The 17,340-nt window shown below is 43.9% G+C and carries 15 protein-coding genes, 1 pseudogene and 1 riboswitch; of the genes and pseudogenes, 7 read left to right on the plus strand and 9 right to left on the minus strand.

The annotated features are described in order from the left end of the window. Positions 1-114: 114 nt before the first annotated feature. Positions 115-753 carry a 3,4-dihydroxy-2-butanone-4-phosphate synthase gene (gene ribB, locus K5R16_RS14740; RefSeq protein ID WP_220738316.1) on the minus strand — a complete coding sequence of 213 codons (639 nt, stop codon included), beginning with the start codon at positions 751-753 and terminating at the stop codon, positions 115-117. A 188-nt stretch (positions 754-941) separates the two neighbouring features. Then, a riboswitch (FMN riboswitch) is annotated at positions 942-1,181 on the minus strand. A gap of 148 nt (positions 1,182-1,329) precedes the next feature. On the opposite strand from ribB, the gene K5R16_RS14745 reads away from it, so the two are divergent. Together K5R16_RS14745 and K5R16_RS14750 are read left to right on the plus strand one after the other, a co-directional pair. Beyond that, a complete protein-coding gene (locus K5R16_RS14745; RefSeq protein WP_220738317.1) occupies positions 1,330-3,498 on the plus strand; it encodes a S9 family peptidase in 2,169 nt (722 codons plus the stop codon). Between the two features lies 1 nt (position 3,499). Beyond that, positions 3,500-3,760, plus strand: a pseudogene (locus tag K5R16_RS14750) (GIY-YIG nuclease family protein); the annotation flags it as partial. A gap of 8 nt (positions 3,761-3,768) precedes the next feature. On the opposite strand, the gene K5R16_RS14755 reads toward K5R16_RS14750, so the two are convergent. Next, entirely contained in the window at positions 3,769-4,578 is an 810-nt protein-coding gene (locus K5R16_RS14755; RefSeq protein WP_220738319.1) for a sulfite exporter TauE/SafE family protein, read from the minus strand. A gap of 346 nt (positions 4,579-4,924) precedes the next feature. Here K5R16_RS14755 and K5R16_RS14760 point away from each other — a divergent pair, with 346 nt between their 5' ends. Further along, complete coding sequence (locus tag K5R16_RS14760) at positions 4,925-5,899, plus strand: DUF1852 domain-containing protein (protein WP_220738320.1); 975 nt, start codon at positions 4,925-4,927, stop codon at positions 5,897-5,899. A gap of 31 nt (positions 5,900-5,930) precedes the next feature. Next, positions 5,931-6,959, plus strand: coding sequence for a methionine synthase (locus K5R16_RS14765; RefSeq protein ID WP_220738321.1), 1,029 nt, complete (start codon positions 5,931-5,933; stop codon positions 6,957-6,959). A gap of 666 nt (positions 6,960-7,625) precedes the next feature. On the opposite strand, the gene K5R16_RS14770 is transcribed toward K5R16_RS14765, so the two are convergent. Beyond that, positions 7,626-8,381, minus strand: coding sequence for a DUF4097 domain-containing protein (locus K5R16_RS14770; RefSeq protein WP_220738322.1), 756 nt, complete (start codon positions 8,379-8,381; stop codon positions 7,626-7,628). 251 nt (positions 8,382-8,632) lie between these two features. Between K5R16_RS14770 and K5R16_RS14775 the strand changes: the two genes are divergently transcribed. Then, complete coding sequence (locus K5R16_RS14775) at positions 8,633-9,436, plus strand: bifunctional 2-polyprenyl-6-hydroxyphenol methylase/3-demethylubiquinol 3-O-methyltransferase UbiG (RefSeq protein ID WP_220738323.1); 804 nt, start codon at positions 8,633-8,635, stop codon at positions 9,434-9,436. An 83-nt stretch (positions 9,437-9,519) separates the two neighbouring features. Here the strand turns inward: K5R16_RS14775 and K5R16_RS14780 are convergent, their stop codons facing one another. Next, positions 9,520-11,364: a M14 family metallopeptidase gene (locus K5R16_RS14780; RefSeq protein ID WP_220738324.1), complete on the minus strand. Its 1,845-nt coding sequence runs from the start codon at positions 11,362-11,364 to the stop codon at positions 9,520-9,522. A gap of 296 nt (positions 11,365-11,660) precedes the next feature. On the opposite strand from K5R16_RS14780, the gene K5R16_RS14785 reads away from it, so the two are divergent. Continuing rightward, a complete protein-coding gene (locus K5R16_RS14785) occupies positions 11,661-12,140 on the plus strand; it encodes a hypothetical protein (protein ID WP_220738325.1) in 480 nt (159 codons plus the stop codon). A 66-nt stretch (positions 12,141-12,206) separates the two neighbouring features. On the opposite strand, the gene K5R16_RS14790 is transcribed toward K5R16_RS14785, so the two are convergent. The 5 genes from K5R16_RS14790 to hslR all read right to left on the minus strand — a co-directional run bounded on the left by K5R16_RS14790 (position 12,207) and on the right by hslR (position 16,129). After that, positions 12,207-12,413 carry a helix-turn-helix transcriptional regulator gene (locus tag K5R16_RS14790; protein ID WP_220738326.1) on the minus strand — a complete coding sequence of 69 codons (207 nt, stop codon included), beginning with the start codon at positions 12,411-12,413 and terminating at the stop codon, positions 12,207-12,209. Beyond that, positions 12,410-12,835, minus strand: coding sequence for a hypothetical protein (locus tag K5R16_RS14795; protein ID WP_220738327.1), 426 nt, complete (start codon positions 12,833-12,835; stop codon positions 12,410-12,412). Before K5R16_RS14795 ends, K5R16_RS14790 begins: the two co-directional genes overlap by 4 nt. A 222-nt stretch (positions 12,836-13,057) precedes the next feature. Continuing rightward, positions 13,058-14,599 (minus strand): phosphoenolpyruvate carboxykinase, encoded by a 1,542-nt coding sequence (locus K5R16_RS14800; protein ID WP_220738328.1) that lies wholly within the window; start codon positions 14,597-14,599, stop codon positions 13,058-13,060. A 255-nt stretch (positions 14,600-14,854) separates the two neighbouring features. After that, positions 14,855-15,715, minus strand: a complete 861-nt coding sequence (hslO, locus tag K5R16_RS14805) for an Hsp33 family molecular chaperone HslO (protein WP_220738329.1) — start codon at positions 15,713-15,715, stop codon at positions 14,855-14,857. A gap of 15 nt (positions 15,716-15,730) precedes the next feature. Then, positions 15,731-16,129 (minus strand): ribosome-associated heat shock protein Hsp15, encoded by a 399-nt coding sequence (gene hslR, locus K5R16_RS14810; RefSeq protein ID WP_220738330.1) that lies wholly within the window; start codon positions 16,127-16,129, stop codon positions 15,731-15,733. A gap of 270 nt (positions 16,130-16,399) precedes the next feature. On the opposite strand from hslR, the gene gspC reads away from it, so the two are divergent. Next, complete coding sequence (gene gspC, locus K5R16_RS14815; RefSeq protein WP_220738331.1) at positions 16,400-17,314, plus strand: type II secretion system protein GspC; 915 nt, start codon at positions 16,400-16,402, stop codon at positions 17,312-17,314. The last annotated feature ends 26 nt before the right edge of the window (positions 17,315-17,340 follow it).

Consider the following 17,340-nt stretch of genomic DNA (forward strand, 5'->3'; position numbering starts at 1 on the left):
ACTGATTTATAGCTTACTCGCATAAAAAAGGTCATGCAGTAGGCATGACCTTTTTTATATCATTGGCATAACAATAGACTCAAGTTACGCTGCGACTTAGATTGGTGATTCAGATTATTGCGAGTTACGGTAAGCCACAATATCTTCAATGGTGAGTACTGGCATATTGTGTTGCTGGCCAAAATCGATGATCTCTGGCAGGCGTGCCATAGTGCCGTCAGGTAGTGTGACTTCGCACAGAACACCAAAAGGCTTAAGTCCGGCAAGTTTCATCAAATCAACAGTACCTTCGGTATGACCACGGCGCTCTAGTACTCCACCTGGGCGAGCGCGCAGTGGGTAAACATGACCTGGACGGGCTAAGTCATCAGGTTTTGCACCATCAGCGATAGCGGCTTTTACCGTGGTAACACGGTCTGCGGCTGAGACACCTGTGGTGACTCCCGCTTTGGCTTCGATACTGACAGTAAAAGCAGTGCCATATTGACTGTTGTTATCAACAACCATTGGTGGCAACGCTAGCTGCGCGATGCGCTCATCGGTTAGGCATAAGCAAACAATGCCGCTACACTCACGAATAAGTAGCGCCATCTGTTCATTGGTTAGAGTTTCGGCGCTATAGATAAGATCGCCTTCGTTTTCTCTATCTTCATCATCAACTACTAACACCCCTTTCCCTTGTCGAAGGGCGGTAAGTGCTGCGTTGACGCGTTCGATAGCGTTGCCATAAGGCGCAAGTAAAGACTGATTCATGGTAAACATCCTTAAATAAACTACATTGGGTTGCCAGAATCAGGGCGTACAGAAAATGACACCTGCATCATTGATAGATGCATGTGCTTAATAAGAGGTGAAGACAATTTTGTTCATACAGGCAGCATTAGTCGCTCTGCACCCGGCAAAACACACTGACGCAGCTGCAAAAGCAAGCTTGCTCAATCTTATATTCTCTTTCATCCGGACTCAGTACACGCAACGCACATAGTACGCAGCAGTATTCATTACCGTCGGCTCTGGAATAGGTACAACCTGTAAAAGGTCTGTTTACCAGATCTGCTTGACCCTACTAGTGGACATCTTGTCACTATCAGCAGGCGCTCGCGGGCTTTTATGAAGTTGTATAACCACAACTTACATAACTTACCGCCGGTGGGGAGTTACACCCCGCCCTGAGAATTATGTTTATTTCTGTTTGGTAACAGATAAACGCCGCTATGTTGCGTCAATTTGATTAAAATGACAAGCTGGAGCACTGACAAATGTGGTGGGTGTAGTGAACTTGTTTACTGACTAACGCGCCATGACTTTATGCTGACAAGGACGCCGCGAATGAAATTGATGTTAGCCCTCACACTAAGCACCTTTTTGCTATCTGGATGTAAAAACATGACCCCTAAGACTGAAATCGACGCCCCCATTGCGGAAAAAATCCCTCATACCATGACCTTACATGGTGAGACTCGCGTCGACGATTATTACTGGATGCGCGATGACGAGCGTAAAGATCCCAAAATCATCGCTCATCTTAATGCTGAAAATAACTACACCAAGGCGCAATTCAAACCTTATGACGGCCTTAAAAAGCAGTTGTTTGAAGAGTTAGTGGCGAGACTTGATAAGGATGAATCAAGCGTGCCTTATTTTTGGCACAAGCATTGGTACTATCGTTACTACAAGGAGGGGTTTGAATACCCAATTGTCGCTAGAAAAAAGGCGCTCGATAGTAATGATGAATTGGTGTTGCTTGATGTGAATGAGCGAGCTGAAGGGCACGATTTCTATGGTTTAGGTGGTGTATCTGTTAGCCCCGATGAAACCAAGCTAGTGTTTGGAGAAGACTTACTCAGTCGGCGTATTTATAGCCTCTATTTTAAAGATCTCGTCAGCGGTGAGTTAATAGCAGATAAGCTTGAAGGTACCGATGGACGAGTCGTGTGGGCCAATGACAACCAGCATCTATTTTACATCGCCAAAGATCCACAAACCTTATTAGGTTATCAAGTGTTTCGCCATAAGCTCGGCACCGCACAAACTGAAGATGTACTGGTGTATGAAGAGCAAGATGACACCTTTTATATTGGCCTAAGTAAGTCGTTAGATGAAACCTCAATCGCTTTGTACGCTGAGAGTACCATTACCAGCGAAGTGCTAATGCTTGATGCTAATGCGGCCTTAGCAGAGTTTAAAGCGGTATTGCCAAGAGAGGAGGGGCACGAGTATTCAGTCTCTAAGTTGGGTGATAGCTACTACATCTTAACCAATTGGCAAGCGAGTAATTTTAGACTGATGAAAGTCGCAGTCGATAAAGCGGCTGATAAACAGGCTTGGCAGGACGTGATTGGTCATGATCCACAGTCGAGAATTGAAGATGTCTTGCTGCTAACGCAGTACATGGTGGTGCAAACCCGTGAACGCGGTATTAGCCGTATCCATGTTTACCCCTTAAAGGAGCAAGACTTTGATATGAGCGCGGGTGTCGAACTTGAGTTTAACGACCCAGCCTATGTCGTCGGCTTCGATGTTAATGCCAGCCAACAGAGCGATAAGCTTAGAGTGTATTACTCAAGCCCAACTACGCCTGAATCGGTTTATGAATATGACCTCACTCAGCCTAACCAGCGCCAATTGCTCAAGCAAGAAAAAGTGCTTGGTGGATTTGACGCTACGCTATATCAAGCAGAGCGATTATTTGTAAAAGCCCGTGATGGTCAAGAGGTACCAGTAACGCTGGTTTACCGTAAAGAGTTGTTTAATAAAGATGGTACTAACCCGTTATACCAATATGGCTATGGCTCCTACGGTTATACGGTCGAACCTGATTTTAGCTCCTCGATTTTGAGTCTACTGGATCGCGGCTTTGTCTACTCGATTGCCCATGTACGTGGCTCCGAGATGCTTGGCCGCGGTTGGTATGACGATGGACGTATGCTCAACAAACAAAATAGCTTTAATGACTTTATTGATGTAACTCAAGCATTAACTGCACAAGGTTATGGCGACAAAAGTAAAGTCGTTGCTGCAGGTGGCAGTGCTGGTGGTCTGTTAATGGGTGGGGTTATCAACCAAGCAGCACAAAGTTACTTTGCGGTGGCAGCGCACGTGCCGTTTGTTGATATCGTTACCACTATGCTGGATGAGTCTATTCCACTGACCACAAACGAGTATGACGAATGGGGTAACCCCAATGAAAAGGTCTACTTTGACTATATGCTGAGTTACTCACCTTATGATCAAGCCAAGGCGCAGGATTATCCACATCTGTTAGTCACCACAGGTTTGCATGACTCACAAGTGCAGTACTTCGAACCCGCTAAATGGGTCGCTAAGCTGCGTGATATTAAAACCGACGACAACTTGCTACTGTTTGATACCGATATGGAAGCGGGCCACGGTGGCAAGAGTGGCCGCTATCGCCAATATGAAGACAAAGCACAAGAGTATGCTTTCTTCATTGGTTTGCTCGGTTTAGATAAAGTAAATGCTACTAGTGGCAACTGAATCCGTCTGGTATCTGTATATGGTGCGCTGTGCTAACGGCCACCTATATACAGGAGTAACCACCGATGTCTTACGGCGTTTTAGCGAGCATCAAAGTGGCAGCGCTAAGTCTGCCAAGTTTTTGCGCGGTAAAGGCCCATTAACCTTAGCCTATTCGGAAACAATAGGCAGCCACAGTGATGCGCTAAAGCGAGAGATAGCGTTGAAGAAATGGCCTAGAGCAAAGAAGCTGGCGTTGATCGAAAGCCGCCAGCCAATCTAACGTCCCTGTTATTTTAGAATCATATTTGCAGCGACAACTAACAGTAACACGGCAAAAATTTTCTTTATAACTGAAACGGGTAAGCGGTGCGTCGATTTGGCGCCTAAAGGAGCGGTAAACCAGGAAGTGCAAACAATGCCGAATAAAGCGGGTAAATAAACAAAACCAGCAAAACCGTCTGCTAAAGCAAACTGCTGGCTACCAGAGCTGATGTAACCTATCGAGCCAAATAATGCGATAACAATTCCACATGCAGAGGCACAGCCGATGGCTTTTTTCATGTCTAGTGAGAAAAATGTCAACAAGGGTACCAAGAGTGCACCGCCACCAATCCCTATCATGGCTGACAAGCTGCCAGTGATCGTCGTCAAAACAGTTAACAGACCCTTATTTGGCATTTCTCGCTCAGTGCTGGAGTGATTTTTATTACTGTAAAGCATCTTAAAAGCAATCAGCACTACACTCGCTGCAAACACAATACGCACAATTTGTTCTGGTAATAGTGAGGCCATAAAGCCACTGATAAGAGCGCCAAGAGCAACCCCACCCATTACCCAAGGCGTTAGGCTCCACGGCACATTACCATTCTTGTGATGAGCGATTGCCGACGATGTGGAGGTAAATAAAATCGATGCTAATGAGGTCGCAATTGCGGCTACCATCACTTGTTCTGCAGGTAGAACCTCAAAATGAAGTAAAATGCTGCTTAGTACCGGCACGATAACTAGCCCACCGCCAATGCCCAGCAGACCTGCTAAAAAACCAACTCCACAACCTAGCAATGCGCAGTAAACAATCAACAACAGCAACTCACTCATTTTAGTTTATCTCTTTGTATAAGTAGGACTAGCGTGCCAAATAAATTAGATTGTGCTCGCTTCAAGCTAATTAATATAACTGACATTCGATTCACTTTTCAAACTTAATAGAACATGAATGTCACTCATGTTGAGTGTGAAATAAAAGCACTATTGTTAATGCATCGAAACAAGTATAAATAGATTCTAATATTTACGTTGTCATCATTACCGTTGTTATTTGGTTAAGTCATCAGTAATAAATATTTAGAACTGAAGGGTGAGAATAGATCAACCAAGCAAGTAAAACCCATCAGAGTAAAAATTAATTCAACTTATATCTCAGTAAACAGGATACCGAATAATAATGAGCAATAACTTTAATTTTGCAATCAAGAGTATTCCTCTCGATGAGAATTATCACCCTGCAAACAGTACTCGCATCACGACCAACTTTGCTAATTTGGCAAGAGGCGACAGCCGTCGTGAGAACCTGAGAAATGCATTAAAAATGATAGATAACAATTTTAATGCCTTAGCGGGTTGGGATAATCCTAAAGGTGACCGCTATGCTGTAGAACTTGAAATTGTCTCTGTTGATATGGATATCGAAAGAGATGGGCAGGCCTTCCCGTCAATTGAAGTGTTGAAAACAAATATTATTGATCATAAAAATAATCAGCGTATTGAAGGTATAGTTGGAAATAACTTTTCTTCTTATGTGCGAGATTATGATTTCAGCGTGTTACTGCTGGAACACAATAAAGGTAAATCAAATTTTAGTATTCCAAGCGGCTTTGGTGAATTACATGGTAATTTATTTAAATGCTTTATCAACTCTGAAATATATAAACAGAGTTTTAATAAGTTGCCTGTTATTTGTCTCAGCGTCTCGGATAATAAAATATATACGTGCACTGAGAACCAACATCCAATACTAGGCCTTGAATACTTACCAAATGAATCCTCTTTGACAGAACAGTATTTCAAAAAAATGGGACTGCAGGTTCGCTATTTTATGCCAGCTAATAGCGTAGCCCCTTTAGCGTTCTATTTCTTTGGTGATCTGCTTAGTGATTACAGCAATCTTGAGCTCATCAGTACTATCAGCACTATGGGAGCTTTTCAAAAAATCTACCGACCTGAGATCTACAATGCTAATGCTGTGGCGGGAAAATGTTATCAACCAAACTTGAAGAACCTAGATCATTCATTAACTCAAATTGTTTATGACCGAGAAGAGCGCAGCCAGTTGGCTATTGAGCAAGGAAAGTTCGCAGAGGAGCATTTCATCAAACCATACCAAACTGTGCTTGAGCAGTGGTCTGCAAATTACGCTTAATAACAACCTTAAATAGGCAGTAGCAATTATTATGAAAAAATTATTACCGACTTCAACTGCAGGCAGTTTACCTAAACCCGCTTGGCTCGCGCAGCCAGAAACGCTTTGGTCACCTTGGAAATTGCAAGATGAGGAGTTGCTTGAGGGTAAACACGACGCATTGCGTGTGTCACTGCAAGATCAACAGCAAGCAGGTATCGATATTGTTAGTGATGGCGAGCAAACGCGGCAGCACTTTGTGACGACCTTTATCGAGCACTTAAACGGCGTGGATTTTGAAAAGCGTCAAACAGTAAAAATTCGCGATCGTTATGATGCCAGCGTGCCGACCGTGGTTGGCGCGGTTTCTCGTCAAAAGCCTGTTTTTGTAGAAGATGCCAAGTTCTTACGCCAGCAGACCAAGCAACCTATCAAATGGGCGCTGCCTGGCCCTATGACCATGATCGACACGCTGTATGATGATCGTTATAAAAGTCGTGAAAAACTCGCTTGGGAATTTGCCAAAATTCTCAATCAAGAAGCCAAAGAGCTAGAGGCTGCAGGGGTTGATATCATCCAGTTTGATGAGCCAGCATTTAATGTGTTCTTTGACGAGGTAAATGATTGGGGGATTGCCTGTTTAGAAAGAGCAATCGAGGGGCTTAAATGCGAAACGGCAGTACACATCTGCTATGGCTATGGCATTAAAGCGAATACCGATTGGAAACAGACCTTGGGCACAGAGTGGAGGCAATACGAACAAGCTTTTCCTAAGTTGCAAAAATCGAATATCGATATAATCTCATTAGAATGTCATAACTCTCATGTTCCACTCGAGTTGCTTGAGCTTATTCGAGGTAAAAAAGTGATGGTTGGGGCTATCGATGTAGCGACTAACACTATTGAAACGCCAGAAGAGGTGGCTAATACCCTACGAAAAGCACTCGAGTTTGTTGATGCCGAGAATCTCTTTCCGTGTACCAACTGCGGCATGGCACCTTTGCCTCGCCAAATAGCAACCGCCAAACTAAACGCTTTAACAGCTGGAGCCGACATCGTTAGACGGGAGCTGTCAGCCTAGCTACTGCTGACTAGAGTCTGTCTGATATTTGTAAATAGAGCGCAGCCCCTAGTCAGTCAAGTTGCTACTCAGTAAAGACCTACTGACTTTTAGTTGATTCTGAAACGGTAGGCTGAAGCGGAGTCGGTTTTACTGTGGGTTTAGCTCAGTGCTACAGCATAAAGCTACGCTTGAGAAAGGTCCTGGCGCTATTACGACTCTTTTCAGTGCACTTCGGCAACGCCGATGGTGGATCTGTGTTTTTTGTTAATTTTGCGAAATGGTGGCTTGGTATTTTTTAATTGAAAAGCACACATGCTGAACACTTACGCTTTGATAAATCGGTGTAAATACGGCTGAGGTCTTCGAAACTGAGCCACATAGCTATTGGAACCAATGATGCTAGAAGTTGAGTTGACGATTCAGAATAACGAGCTAGATGGCTTGAAATTGTCGAAGCTCAGCTGATAATTCAGCTGAGCTCCTCAAAGGGTGGGCTGGGCGCTGTTGTACTTAAATACGCTCTTGGTCGACATAACCGACCACTAAGCACATTAATCGACAATAGCACCCACGCCGGGAAGGAATACTCCTTCACTAAGCTAATTTTAGCTCAGTTTTTCAGAGTTGCTATAAAGAGCAAGTTTGAACTGCTCCTGTTGAAGCTTAATTAGACTTGGTATTGGCTTAGTTCATACTCACTGAACCGTTGATATTATCGATGCTTAAATCGCCACTACCAGCTTCAACAATGCTAAGGCCTTTGGTGTTGTCGACTTCAATATCACCTGAACCGTCATCAATAACAACGTGACCATTGACGTTGGTTACCGTCATATCGCCAGAGCCATCATCGATGTTAGTGTCGCCACCAATGCCATTTAGGTTGATTGAGCCTGAACCATCTTCCAATGTTAGCTTGCCGGTGGTGTTAGTAATCGATACTGAGCCAGAACCGTCGGTGATACTAAGGTTATGGCCACCTTGAATTGAAAGGTCACCAGAGCCATCTTCAAGCTCAATATTGGCTGAGACATTTTTAATTTCAATGTCACCAGAACCATCGTCAATTTTCAGTACCATATCTGCAGGTACTTGAATGGTGAGGTCGATATATGGCGAGCGACTAAAATTGATATTACTGTCAAACTCGGCAACCAACTTTGCATTGCTGCCGCTCTTTTCTAGTGTTAAGTCTGCTTTGATATCACCATAAGTGTAGATGTCAGCTACCACGGTGATTTGAGTTAACCCGGTAACGCCTTGGATTTTTAAGTCACCTGCGCCTGTATTGGCGACAAATGTATCGATACCTGCTGCTTCAATCTGGATCTGCTTTTTCTGATGATCAAGCGGCCCGGCACTGGCGCCATTTACATTGATGATGCAACCCGATAGCGCTAGCGTTATGACTGCCGCAAAAAGACTAGAGGCTAATTTCATAAGATGATGTCCTTGTTATATTTTTTAGAATCAATTTTGTATTTAAAGCTATGACCTATCTAAGCAGGTAGCATGCCAACCTGTTATCTATTTGTTTTAATTATGATGTTTTATTGTTATCTTGACTACTGGTGGTGAATTAACTCATAAAATTGGCCAAAATCGACATTGTTAGTGATTTTACTTAATCGTTTATTACTGCTGAATTTTTCGGTTATAGCCTAGTTCAGTCATAGGGGATGGAAGCAAGAATGGATTATTTATCTGTAAATCAACAAGGTTGGGATCGCCGAGTACAAACTCATGTTACTTCCGACTTTTACGATGTCGCTGGTTTTTTAGCGGGTAACAGCTCATTGCAAGAGATAGAGCTGGCTGCACTGAATGTAGAGGGTAAAAGCCTGCTACATCTGCAATGTCACTTTGGTTTAGACACCCTGTCATGGGCACGCTTAGGCGCAAAAGTAACTGGTGTTGACCTTTCTGGTGCAGCTATTGAACAAGCTAAATTATTAGCAACTCAAGCTAAACTAGATGCCGATTTTATTTGCACCGATGTTTATCAAGTGACTAAGCAGGTCGCGGGTCAGTTCGATATCGTATTTACCTCCTACGGCGCCATTGTCTGGTTGCCAGATCTAAATAAGTGGGCGCAAACCATAGCCAGTAAGCTTAAAACGGGTGGTCAGTTCTATATGGTGGAGTTTCACCCCGCACAAGCGGTGTTTGACGGTTATAGCTATTTTCATCAAGATGAGCCTGATGTGGATGATGAGCCTACCTACACAGAAAATGCAGGTGATGAAACCGAGACCTTTATGAGTTGGCCGCACTCTCTAGCTGATGTTATTAATGCACTGATCCGTGCCGGTATCGAAATCGACTCATTCAATGAATTCGATTTTAGCCCATACAACTGTTTCGATGGACTGACAGAGGAGACGGTTGAGGTCACTTTAGCGCAAGGCACTGCGCCACGGTCACGTTATTTTGTCGAGCAGCAAGGGCAACGCTTGCCGCTGACTTATGCTATTTCAGGTTATAAGAAAGCCTAAGTTCGATTTTTAACATAAAAACAGCGCCATTTGGCGCTGTTTTTGTTTGAGCTAAGCTCGGATGTTTACCGATGATTGCAAATTTAGTTGCTTCTTAACACCGGGTATTTTTGGTACTCGTTATCATAATAAGGGCTGCGCTGGTAAAACCAACGCAAACGAGCTTTTGGATCGGCGGCAAACGCTTCATCCTTAAGTGCTTTATCGAATGCTGCTTGCAGTTTGGGATCTTGTTTTAACATCTGCGCTGCTAACGGCTCAACCGCATAGTTTTCGATATACTCTGTACGAGTGAAAATAGGATTGAAAAATCCCCACTGAAATAGTGAGTCAGGCGACTGCGGTTCAAGTAATAAGATTGCAAGATCGCCAAGCGGTTGCTCGGTGTCGATACGTACAGTGCCTGTAGGCAAAGTCGCCTCGATAGTTTGGCTGCTTACCTTAGCTTTAACGCGTTGATGACCTTCATAATCAGCACTGCCAAACTTGGCTTCGGTAAATTGGTATTGTTGCAATTTTTGCGAACTAGGTTTACTGATAGTGGTCATGCGTATGCCGTGCACGCTTAACCGTTCAATCACTTCTGTCCACTGTGGTGGCACATAGTAAGCCGTTGGGCGATTCACTTTGATATCGGCTTTGGTACCACCAATGACTGGTAGGTTAGGGTACAACTTAGGCTCTCCATTCCAACGAACAATCTCATTGCCACTGATTACACTTTGCTCCATCGAGTAACCGATACCCTTAAAGTCCCAGCCTTTTGCTTGCTGCTCTCGTTTCCAAGTTAAAGTTAGACGAGGCGAGTAGCGGTATTTGTCTTGTTGGATAGCCGATTTGAGTTTGGTTGTTTGCTCACCGATGGTTTTCAGCGTTGCCTCAAGCATCACATAGGTGCCGAGCACTCGTTGCTTAAATGGCTTTAGGCTGTGGTTCTCAATCAAAATCGTCGGCAGGTGGCGCGCATCACCATAGCCATTGGAAAAACGTGGGCTAGCATTCCATAAAGACATACCCTTGCTGATGTCGGTATTGTCGATTGCGAAAACGAGTGGTCCAGGAACGTGACCCTCTTCGACAAGTGCTGACTCAATGGCTGGGCGGTAGCTGTTTTCTAACCACTTATAACTGGCAGGGCTCAAACCTTGGGCAAGGTTGTAACCGAAGGTGACATCGTACTGATAGTCGATACCGTCGGTAACATGTACGTCTATGTATAGGTCAGGTTGCCAGATATTAATGGCACGCAGCATATGCTGCATCTCTAGCGTGTCAGCTTTGGCGTAGTCACGATTAAGGTTGAGGTTGTTTGCCGTTGTGCGCCAGCCCATATTAACCGGGCCTCTTTGGTTGACGCGGTTATATTCGGTTGAACGCTCATGGGCGTCAACACTAAAAATAGGCACAAATAATAGATTAGCGTTGTCGAGTAGCGCGGCTTTATCACCAATAACAATATCGCGTAGCAGCATCATGCCAGCGTCTTTGCCATCAATCTCTCCAGAATGAATGCCAGCCTGAACTAACACGCTAGGTTTATTATTTTTAAGTAGAGTGGGGGCATCTTCAGCGCCCTCTTTAGAAGCGACTATCATCCAAATGTCACGTCCTTGCGGACTCTTGCCTATGCTGACTTTTTTGAGCATATCTGTCTGACTAATCAGCTTATCTAACCATGCGAAGGTTTCATCATAATTTGGACTGGTTTTAAGGCCATGCAGTTCAAAAGGTGTAGCCCATTCGCTGTCTGGTGCTGCCAGTAGTGATTCACTCTTACCATGCCATTCGATAATGGGAGGTAAAATGGCATCATTAACGTAAGTGGTTGCTAACTGAGGCGTGTCATTGTGTTCGACGGCAAGAGTGCAAAAGCTAGTGACAGCAACCGCAACGGCTGCGTAGCTTGTTAAAGGGGTCAAAAAGCGCATGGTAGGGCATCCATCTGTAAGATAAATTTGGAATTATTATAAGAGGCTTATATTTCACCAAAATGCTAACAAGTGCAACCGGATAACTGTATCGAAATATGCGACTTAGATTACTCATCAGGCAACATTCTTATTCAGTAAAAAACCATCCTTTAAATTTGGGTAAGTTTGATTACAAAGTTGGTATAAACCCATTTTTACACTTTGCTTTGTTGTTATGGCTGCTTAGTTCTTGTTTAATACCTGGATCTAGTGCAGGGTAATAGTTGAACACTTTGATTTACAAGGAACTTAACTTGAAGAGTTTTATTATTTTTAGTGCATTTTTTTTTACCAGCTTAAGCTACGGTTGTGATGATATAAAGACGGCGCATAGCAATTTATTGTCTTCTAACTTCATTATGAAGCAAATGTTTTTGCTGACAGTCGATGATGAAAAACAAGCGACAGGAACAAACTTAATCCACTATGCGAATGGCCAGTCTAAATATGAGCAACTGGATCTATGGATGAGTGAAGGTACGTCATACGATGCTGACGGGTATGAACCCTTTATGTATCAAAGCTTTAGTTGTGATGATATCGCTCAACAAGGGGATGATGTTTTCATCAACGAGGTAAAAGATGACAAGATCTATAATACTCGCTATCGCCGGCAAGAAAATATGCTAGTGCCTGTAGAGACCGTAATGGAAACAGAGGCTGGCATTTTATTTATGAGTTTTGCGATAAAAATGGTATTTGATTATTCAAACTTTAGCTTGGTTAAAGATTGAAATTGGTGTCACAGTGACTATAGCTAAGCAGCTAAGCAGCTAAGTCACTGATAAAAATTTAAATATCTATTCTTCGTGCGTCGTCTCTTCCTCAAAAATCTGCTCAATAGTTAGCTCAAATAGACGGGCGACTTTAAACGCTAACGGTAAACTGGGATCGTATTTCCCTTTCTCTATCGCATTGATCGTTTGCCGCGATACTTCCAGTTTGTCGGCGAGATCTGCTTGGGTCCAGTCTCGCTCAGCTCTGAGGATTTTTAAGCGATTTTTCATCGGTAGGCCAACCTTCCTTTAAAGATGCCAACAATATAGGTTAGCGCCATAAGTGCGATGAGATATGCGGTATTTAACGGTGGCAATGTGGTGGCTTCCTCAAGGATTGAATAGCTGGAGAAACTAATGATGGCTACCCCAACTGCCAGTGCGAGAGCGCCTAACTGTACCTTACGTTCCATCTCATCTAGCTGAGTGAGGAAATGTTTATAAGATAGCAGCATAGCGATACCGACAATGGCATGAATCGCAATGGCGATCGTTAGCGCTATTGGGCTTGTTAACATCCCTTCTCCGGCTAAGTAGGTACTGAGCATCAAAGTGACTACCCACAGCAATGTTAATAGGTTAACCCTATTGGCGTTTTTAATATCACGTTTTGGTAGCCCTTTAACGCATATGGCATCTAGTGCTTTTTTCATCAGTACAGTTCCCTTTGTATATTTAGTAAAGCAAGCTTGACTTTAAGTTAGGCTTACTTGATACGTAAGTCAAGCTTGCTTTACTAAAAGTTTACTTGGCTTTACTTTAATTTCGGGCTGATAATATTGGTTAGAGGAGAATCAAAGATGCTTTTCACAAAAAAAATCCCAATTTAGCCGGGCTAAATTGGGATTTTAAGCGTAAACACTTATGTTAGAGCATTAAGCGTTTGGCCCTGCATTCTTGATTGAATCAGGCACTTGGTATTTTTCAAAGTTCTTCTGGAAGCTTTCTGCTAGATGCTGTGCGAACTCGGCATACTGCTGCTTATCTTCCCAAGTATTAACGGGGTTGAGTAAGTTGCTGTCTACGCCTGGAATCGTCACTGGAACATGCAGGTTTAACTTTTCAAGGTACTCCGTTTCAACATCTTTTAGCTCGCCGCTAACGATTGCATCGACAATCGCGCGGGTTGTTGGAATGTCAAAACGCTTACCAATACCGTGTGGTCCGCCAGTCCAGCCAGTATTGACCAAGTAAACTTGGCTACCAAAAGACTCGATACGCTTCATTAATAGCTCAGCGTATACGCCTGCAGGGCGTGGGAAGAACGGTGCACCGAAACACGTTGAGAAGGTTGACTGAATAGCTGCTGTTGAGCCCATTTCAGTTGAACCCACTTTAGCTGTGTAACCTGACAAGAAGTGGTAGGCCGCCTGCTCTTTGGTCAGCTTAGAAACTGGCGGTAATACACCTGAAACATCGCAAGTTAAGAACACGACTGCATGAGGTTCTGCGCCGCAGTTTTCCTCTTTACGTTGAGCTATGTGCTCAAGTGGATAAGCGGCGCGAGTGTTTTCTGTTAGTGAAGAGTTAGTGTAGTCAGGTACACGGTTCTCATCGGTTACCACGTTTTCAAGTACGGTACCAAAACGGATAGCATCCCAGATCACAGGCTCGTTTTTCTGGCTAAGGTCGATACATTTTGCGTAGCAACCGCCTTCAATATTGAATACGCCACCGGGTGCCCAGCCGTGCTCATCATCACCAATAAGGAAGCGCTTAGGATCTGCAGAAAGCGTAGTTTTACCTGTGCCAGATAGGCCGAAAAACAGCGTAGTATCGCCGTCAGTGCCTACGTTAGCAGAACAGTGCATTGGTAATACACCTTTCGCTGGTAGCAGGAAGTTTTGTACTGAGAACATAGACTTCTTCATTTCGCCAGCATATTTAAGGCCAGCAAGCAGTACTTTACGTTCAGCGAAGTTTAAAATAACTGTTGCATCAGAATGAGTACCATCACGCTCTGGATTACATACAAATCCTGGTGCATTGATGATCTGCCAAGTTGGCTTGTCTGCTGCATTAAACTCTTCTGGTACGATGAAAAGGTTACGAGCAAATAGCTGATGCCAAGCATATTCAGTTGTTACAGTGACGGGTTGGTAGTGCTCTTTGCTAGCACCAACTTCCAGCTGTGAAACAAACGTGTCTTTATCCGCTAAGTAAGCTTCAACACGATTCCAAAGCGCTGTAAAAGCTTCTGCTTCGAATGGCTTGTTAACTGGTCCCCACTCGATATCAGCTTCAGAGCTTGGCTCTTTCACGATAAAGCGGTCGTTAGGTGAGCGACCTGAGCGTTCGCCAGTTTTTGCAACTAAAGCACCGTTTGCGGTCAATTCGCCTTCGCCGCGTGCTAGCGCAAGCTCGACTAATTGGCCTGTAGAGAGGTTAAGGTACTCGCGGTTTGATCCATCCGCCATGGGTAAGGTCTCCATCTTTAGGGTCGTTTTATGTGCCGGTCTATGGCGCCAGCTATTTTGTCTGCGGCGATTGTAACGTATGCGCAATTGAATATGTGGACTAGATCAAAAAAAATACTAAAAAGTGATCATCAAACTGCAATATTGCAGTGAAACTTGGTAGGAAGGTCATACCAATTACATATTTCATTAAATTGAAGCATAAAAAAGGCGCTCAATGAGCGCCTTAAAATAGGTAAAGCAAATAAAAATTGCTTATTGAGTGGTATCGCTATTTGGCGACACAGCATAAATAGCTTCGACATCAATTGCGTCGAATATATATTTGCTGTTGCAGTACTCGCAACCCATCTCAACCTTGCCTTGCTCAGCAATAATGGAGTCTATTTCCTCTTTCGCTACTGTGCGGATAGCTTGTGCACTACGCTCTTTCGAGCAAGTACAGTTGAAAGTAATTGCTACTGGCTCAAATAGACGAACTTCTTCTTCGTGATAGAGGCGATGTAGCACTTCTTCAGCTTCAAGCGAAAAGAGTTCCTCTTGCTTAACTGTTTCGGTTAACACTGAAAGGTGTTCAAACTCTTCATTGTGGTTGCCGTCAGTTGGCAACACCTGTAGGAACATACCTGCTGCTTGCTTAGCATCGGCAAACAATTTTATCTTGGTTGGTAGTTGCTCTGACTGCTCAAAGTAGGCTTCGAGACACTCACTCAATGTTTCTTTGTCGAGTGCAACAACGCCTTGGTAACGTTCACCATCATCGGGTGTTAACGTTATGACCATATGGCCTTTGCCAAATAAAGATTGCAACAGTGCGTCTGCAGCAATGTCGCCATTCCAGCGTGAAACGCCGCGCAATTGTTGCAAGTTATTGCCGTTGATAACTGCAAGTGATACTGGACCGTCGCCCTGCAGTTGAATGCTAATATCGCCGCTAAACTTCAAGGTTGCTGTCAGCAGTGAAGTTGCCGCCATGAGCTCGCCGAGTAAGTGTTGAATGGCAACCGGGTAGTCATGCGCAGCAATCACTTCTTGGTAGCTTTTCTCTAGTTGCACCAGTTCACCACGCACGCTGGCATTGTCAAATAGGTAACGGTATAAGTTGTCTTTAGTCATTTCGGTATTCCAGTGTTAGCTTTCTTTAAAGCGCATAATTTGACGACGTTGTTTCTTATCGGGCTTCTGTTCTGGAGCCGGATTATGAAGAATATTCAAGCGTCTTTGCTCGGCATAGGTCTCTCGTTTCGCTATGCTCTGCGGTGTTTCTTGGTAAAGGGTTTGCGCGATTAACCCTTTTTGGCGCTGTTCTGACAATTTAACAATAACTATCTCTTTTTCGTCATAGCCTTGTCTTAATCTAATGGTGGCACCTATCTCAGCATACTTACTCGATTTGGTGCGCTGACCGTTGTAGTGTACTTTACCACCATTAATCATCTCTTTTGAGATGGCGCGAGTCTTATAGAAGCGCGCAGCCCAGAGCCATTTGTCTAACCTGACTTTTAATGCTTGTTGCTCGTTGTCAATCATGAGCGACTCCAGTGGTAGATTAACCTTTGTTAAAGTAGGGGTAAGTTCACAAGCTGAGTATTAATATACGAATCTTTACATCTCGACACGCAAAATAGTGGCAAGCTTCACACCCTTTTTAGGCGCGTAAAGTTAGCATATTTGCCCTATTATCGCCAACATTGCTGCTGTTATGGGCTTGTTGCGGATTGAAGTGTGGGTTAGCATGAGTCAGGATTTGCTAAATTATCATAACCAGAACAGAGACCTGTGCAGAGGGTCCACATAAATATGGATTTATTAGATAAGTTTTTAACCAAAGCAGCAGGTGTGCCCCAGAAGCCTGTTAGCTCAGCGATATTTACTATTGGTATCGTGCTAATGCTATTTCTTTTAGCACAGATCACATGGAAGTTAGTCCCTGAAAATTCAGCTGTTTCTCGCTGGACGCCTACGCCTGCCTCATCGACATCTTCCGGTTCAGCCAATATCTCAGGCGTCAAAGCATTGAGTCTATTTGGCCGTGCAGATAGCTCTTCTAAGCCTAAGACGGCGCCTGTAGAAGAGATTATCACCGATGCACCGAAAACTTCGTTGTCGATTCAGCTGACAGGGGTGGTGGCATCGACCACAGAGCAAAAAGGTCTGGCGGTTATTGCTTCTAGTGGTAGCCAAGAAACTTATAGTCTCGGTGATAAAATTAGAGGAACGTCAGCATCGTTGAAAGAGGTTTATGCCGATCGCATTATTATCACTAACAGTGGCCGCTATGAAACCTTGATGCTAGATGGACTCGAATACAACACTAATAGCAATGCTAACCAGCAGCTACAGAAAGCTAAGAGCTTGCCAAAAGGTAAAAGAGTTGATCAACGTCAAAATCGCGAAGTTGCCCGTGAGTTAGGCCAATCTCGAGCTGAGATTTTGGCTGACCCGAGCAAGATAACTGATTACTTAGCCATCTCACCTGTTAAGAGTGGTGGAGAGCTAGCGGGTTACCGACTTAACCCAGGAAAAGACAGAAAGCTATTTACCGAAGCGGGTTTCAAGCCAAATGATTTGGCTAAATCACTTAACGGTTATGACTTGACCGACATGGGTCAGGCGTTAGAGGTTATGGGGCAACTCCCAGAGATGACTGAAGTTGCCTTAATGGTTGAGCGTGAAGGTCAACTTATCGAAATTATGTTTAGCTTGCCGCAATAAAAGAGCAGCAACCAATAACAATAAAG

The sequence above is a fragment of the Shewanella sp. c952 genome (assembly GCF_019654975.1).
Taxonomy (GTDB): domain Bacteria; phylum Pseudomonadota; class Gammaproteobacteria; order Enterobacterales; family Shewanellaceae; genus Shewanella.

What these genes read in the sequence shown, in the direction of transcription:
- K5R16_RS14765 (WP_220738321.1), top strand. Translation starts at nt 5,931, where the DNA reads ATGAAAAAATTATTACCGACTTCAACTGCAGGCAGTTTACCTAAACCC.
- K5R16_RS14755 (WP_220738319.1), bottom strand. Translation starts at nt 4,578, where the DNA reads ATGAGTGAGTTGCTGTTGTTGATTGTTTACTGCGCATTGCTAGGTTGT.
- K5R16_RS14790 (WP_220738326.1), bottom strand. Translation starts at nt 12,413, where the DNA reads ATGAAAAATCGCTTAAAAATCCTCAGAGCTGAGCGAGACTGGACCCAA.
- ribB (WP_220738316.1), bottom strand. Translation starts at nt 753, where the DNA reads ATGAATCAGTCTTTACTTGCGCCTTATGGCAACGCTATCGAACGCGTC.
- K5R16_RS14770 (WP_220738322.1), bottom strand. Translation starts at nt 8,381, where the DNA reads ATGAAATTAGCCTCTAGTCTTTTTGCGGCAGTCATAACGCTAGCGCTA.
- hslR (WP_220738330.1), bottom strand. Translation starts at nt 16,129, where the DNA reads ATGATTGACAACGAGCAACAAGCATTAAAAGTCAGGTTAGACAAATGG.
- K5R16_RS14760 (WP_220738320.1), top strand. Translation starts at nt 4,925, where the DNA reads ATGAGCAATAACTTTAATTTTGCAATCAAGAGTATTCCTCTCGATGAG.
- K5R16_RS14800 (WP_220738328.1), bottom strand. Translation starts at nt 14,599, where the DNA reads ATGGCGGATGGATCAAACCGCGAGTACCTTAACCTCTCTACAGGCCAA.
- K5R16_RS14775 (WP_220738323.1), top strand. Translation starts at nt 8,633, where the DNA reads ATGGATTATTTATCTGTAAATCAACAAGGTTGGGATCGCCGAGTACAA.
- gspC (WP_220738331.1), top strand. Translation starts at nt 16,400, where the DNA reads ATGGATTTATTAGATAAGTTTTTAACCAAAGCAGCAGGTGTGCCCCAG.
- K5R16_RS14795 (WP_220738327.1), bottom strand. Translation starts at nt 12,835, where the DNA reads ATGAAAAAAGCACTAGATGCCATATGCGTTAAAGGGCTACCAAAACGT.
- K5R16_RS14745 (WP_220738317.1), top strand. Translation starts at nt 1,330, where the DNA reads ATGAAATTGATGTTAGCCCTCACACTAAGCACCTTTTTGCTATCTGGA.
- K5R16_RS14780 (WP_220738324.1), bottom strand. Translation starts at nt 11,364, where the DNA reads ATGCGCTTTTTGACCCCTTTAACAAGCTACGCAGCCGTTGCGGTTGCT.
- hslO (WP_220738329.1), bottom strand. Translation starts at nt 15,715, where the DNA reads ATGACTAAAGACAACTTATACCGTTACCTATTTGACAATGCCAGCGTG.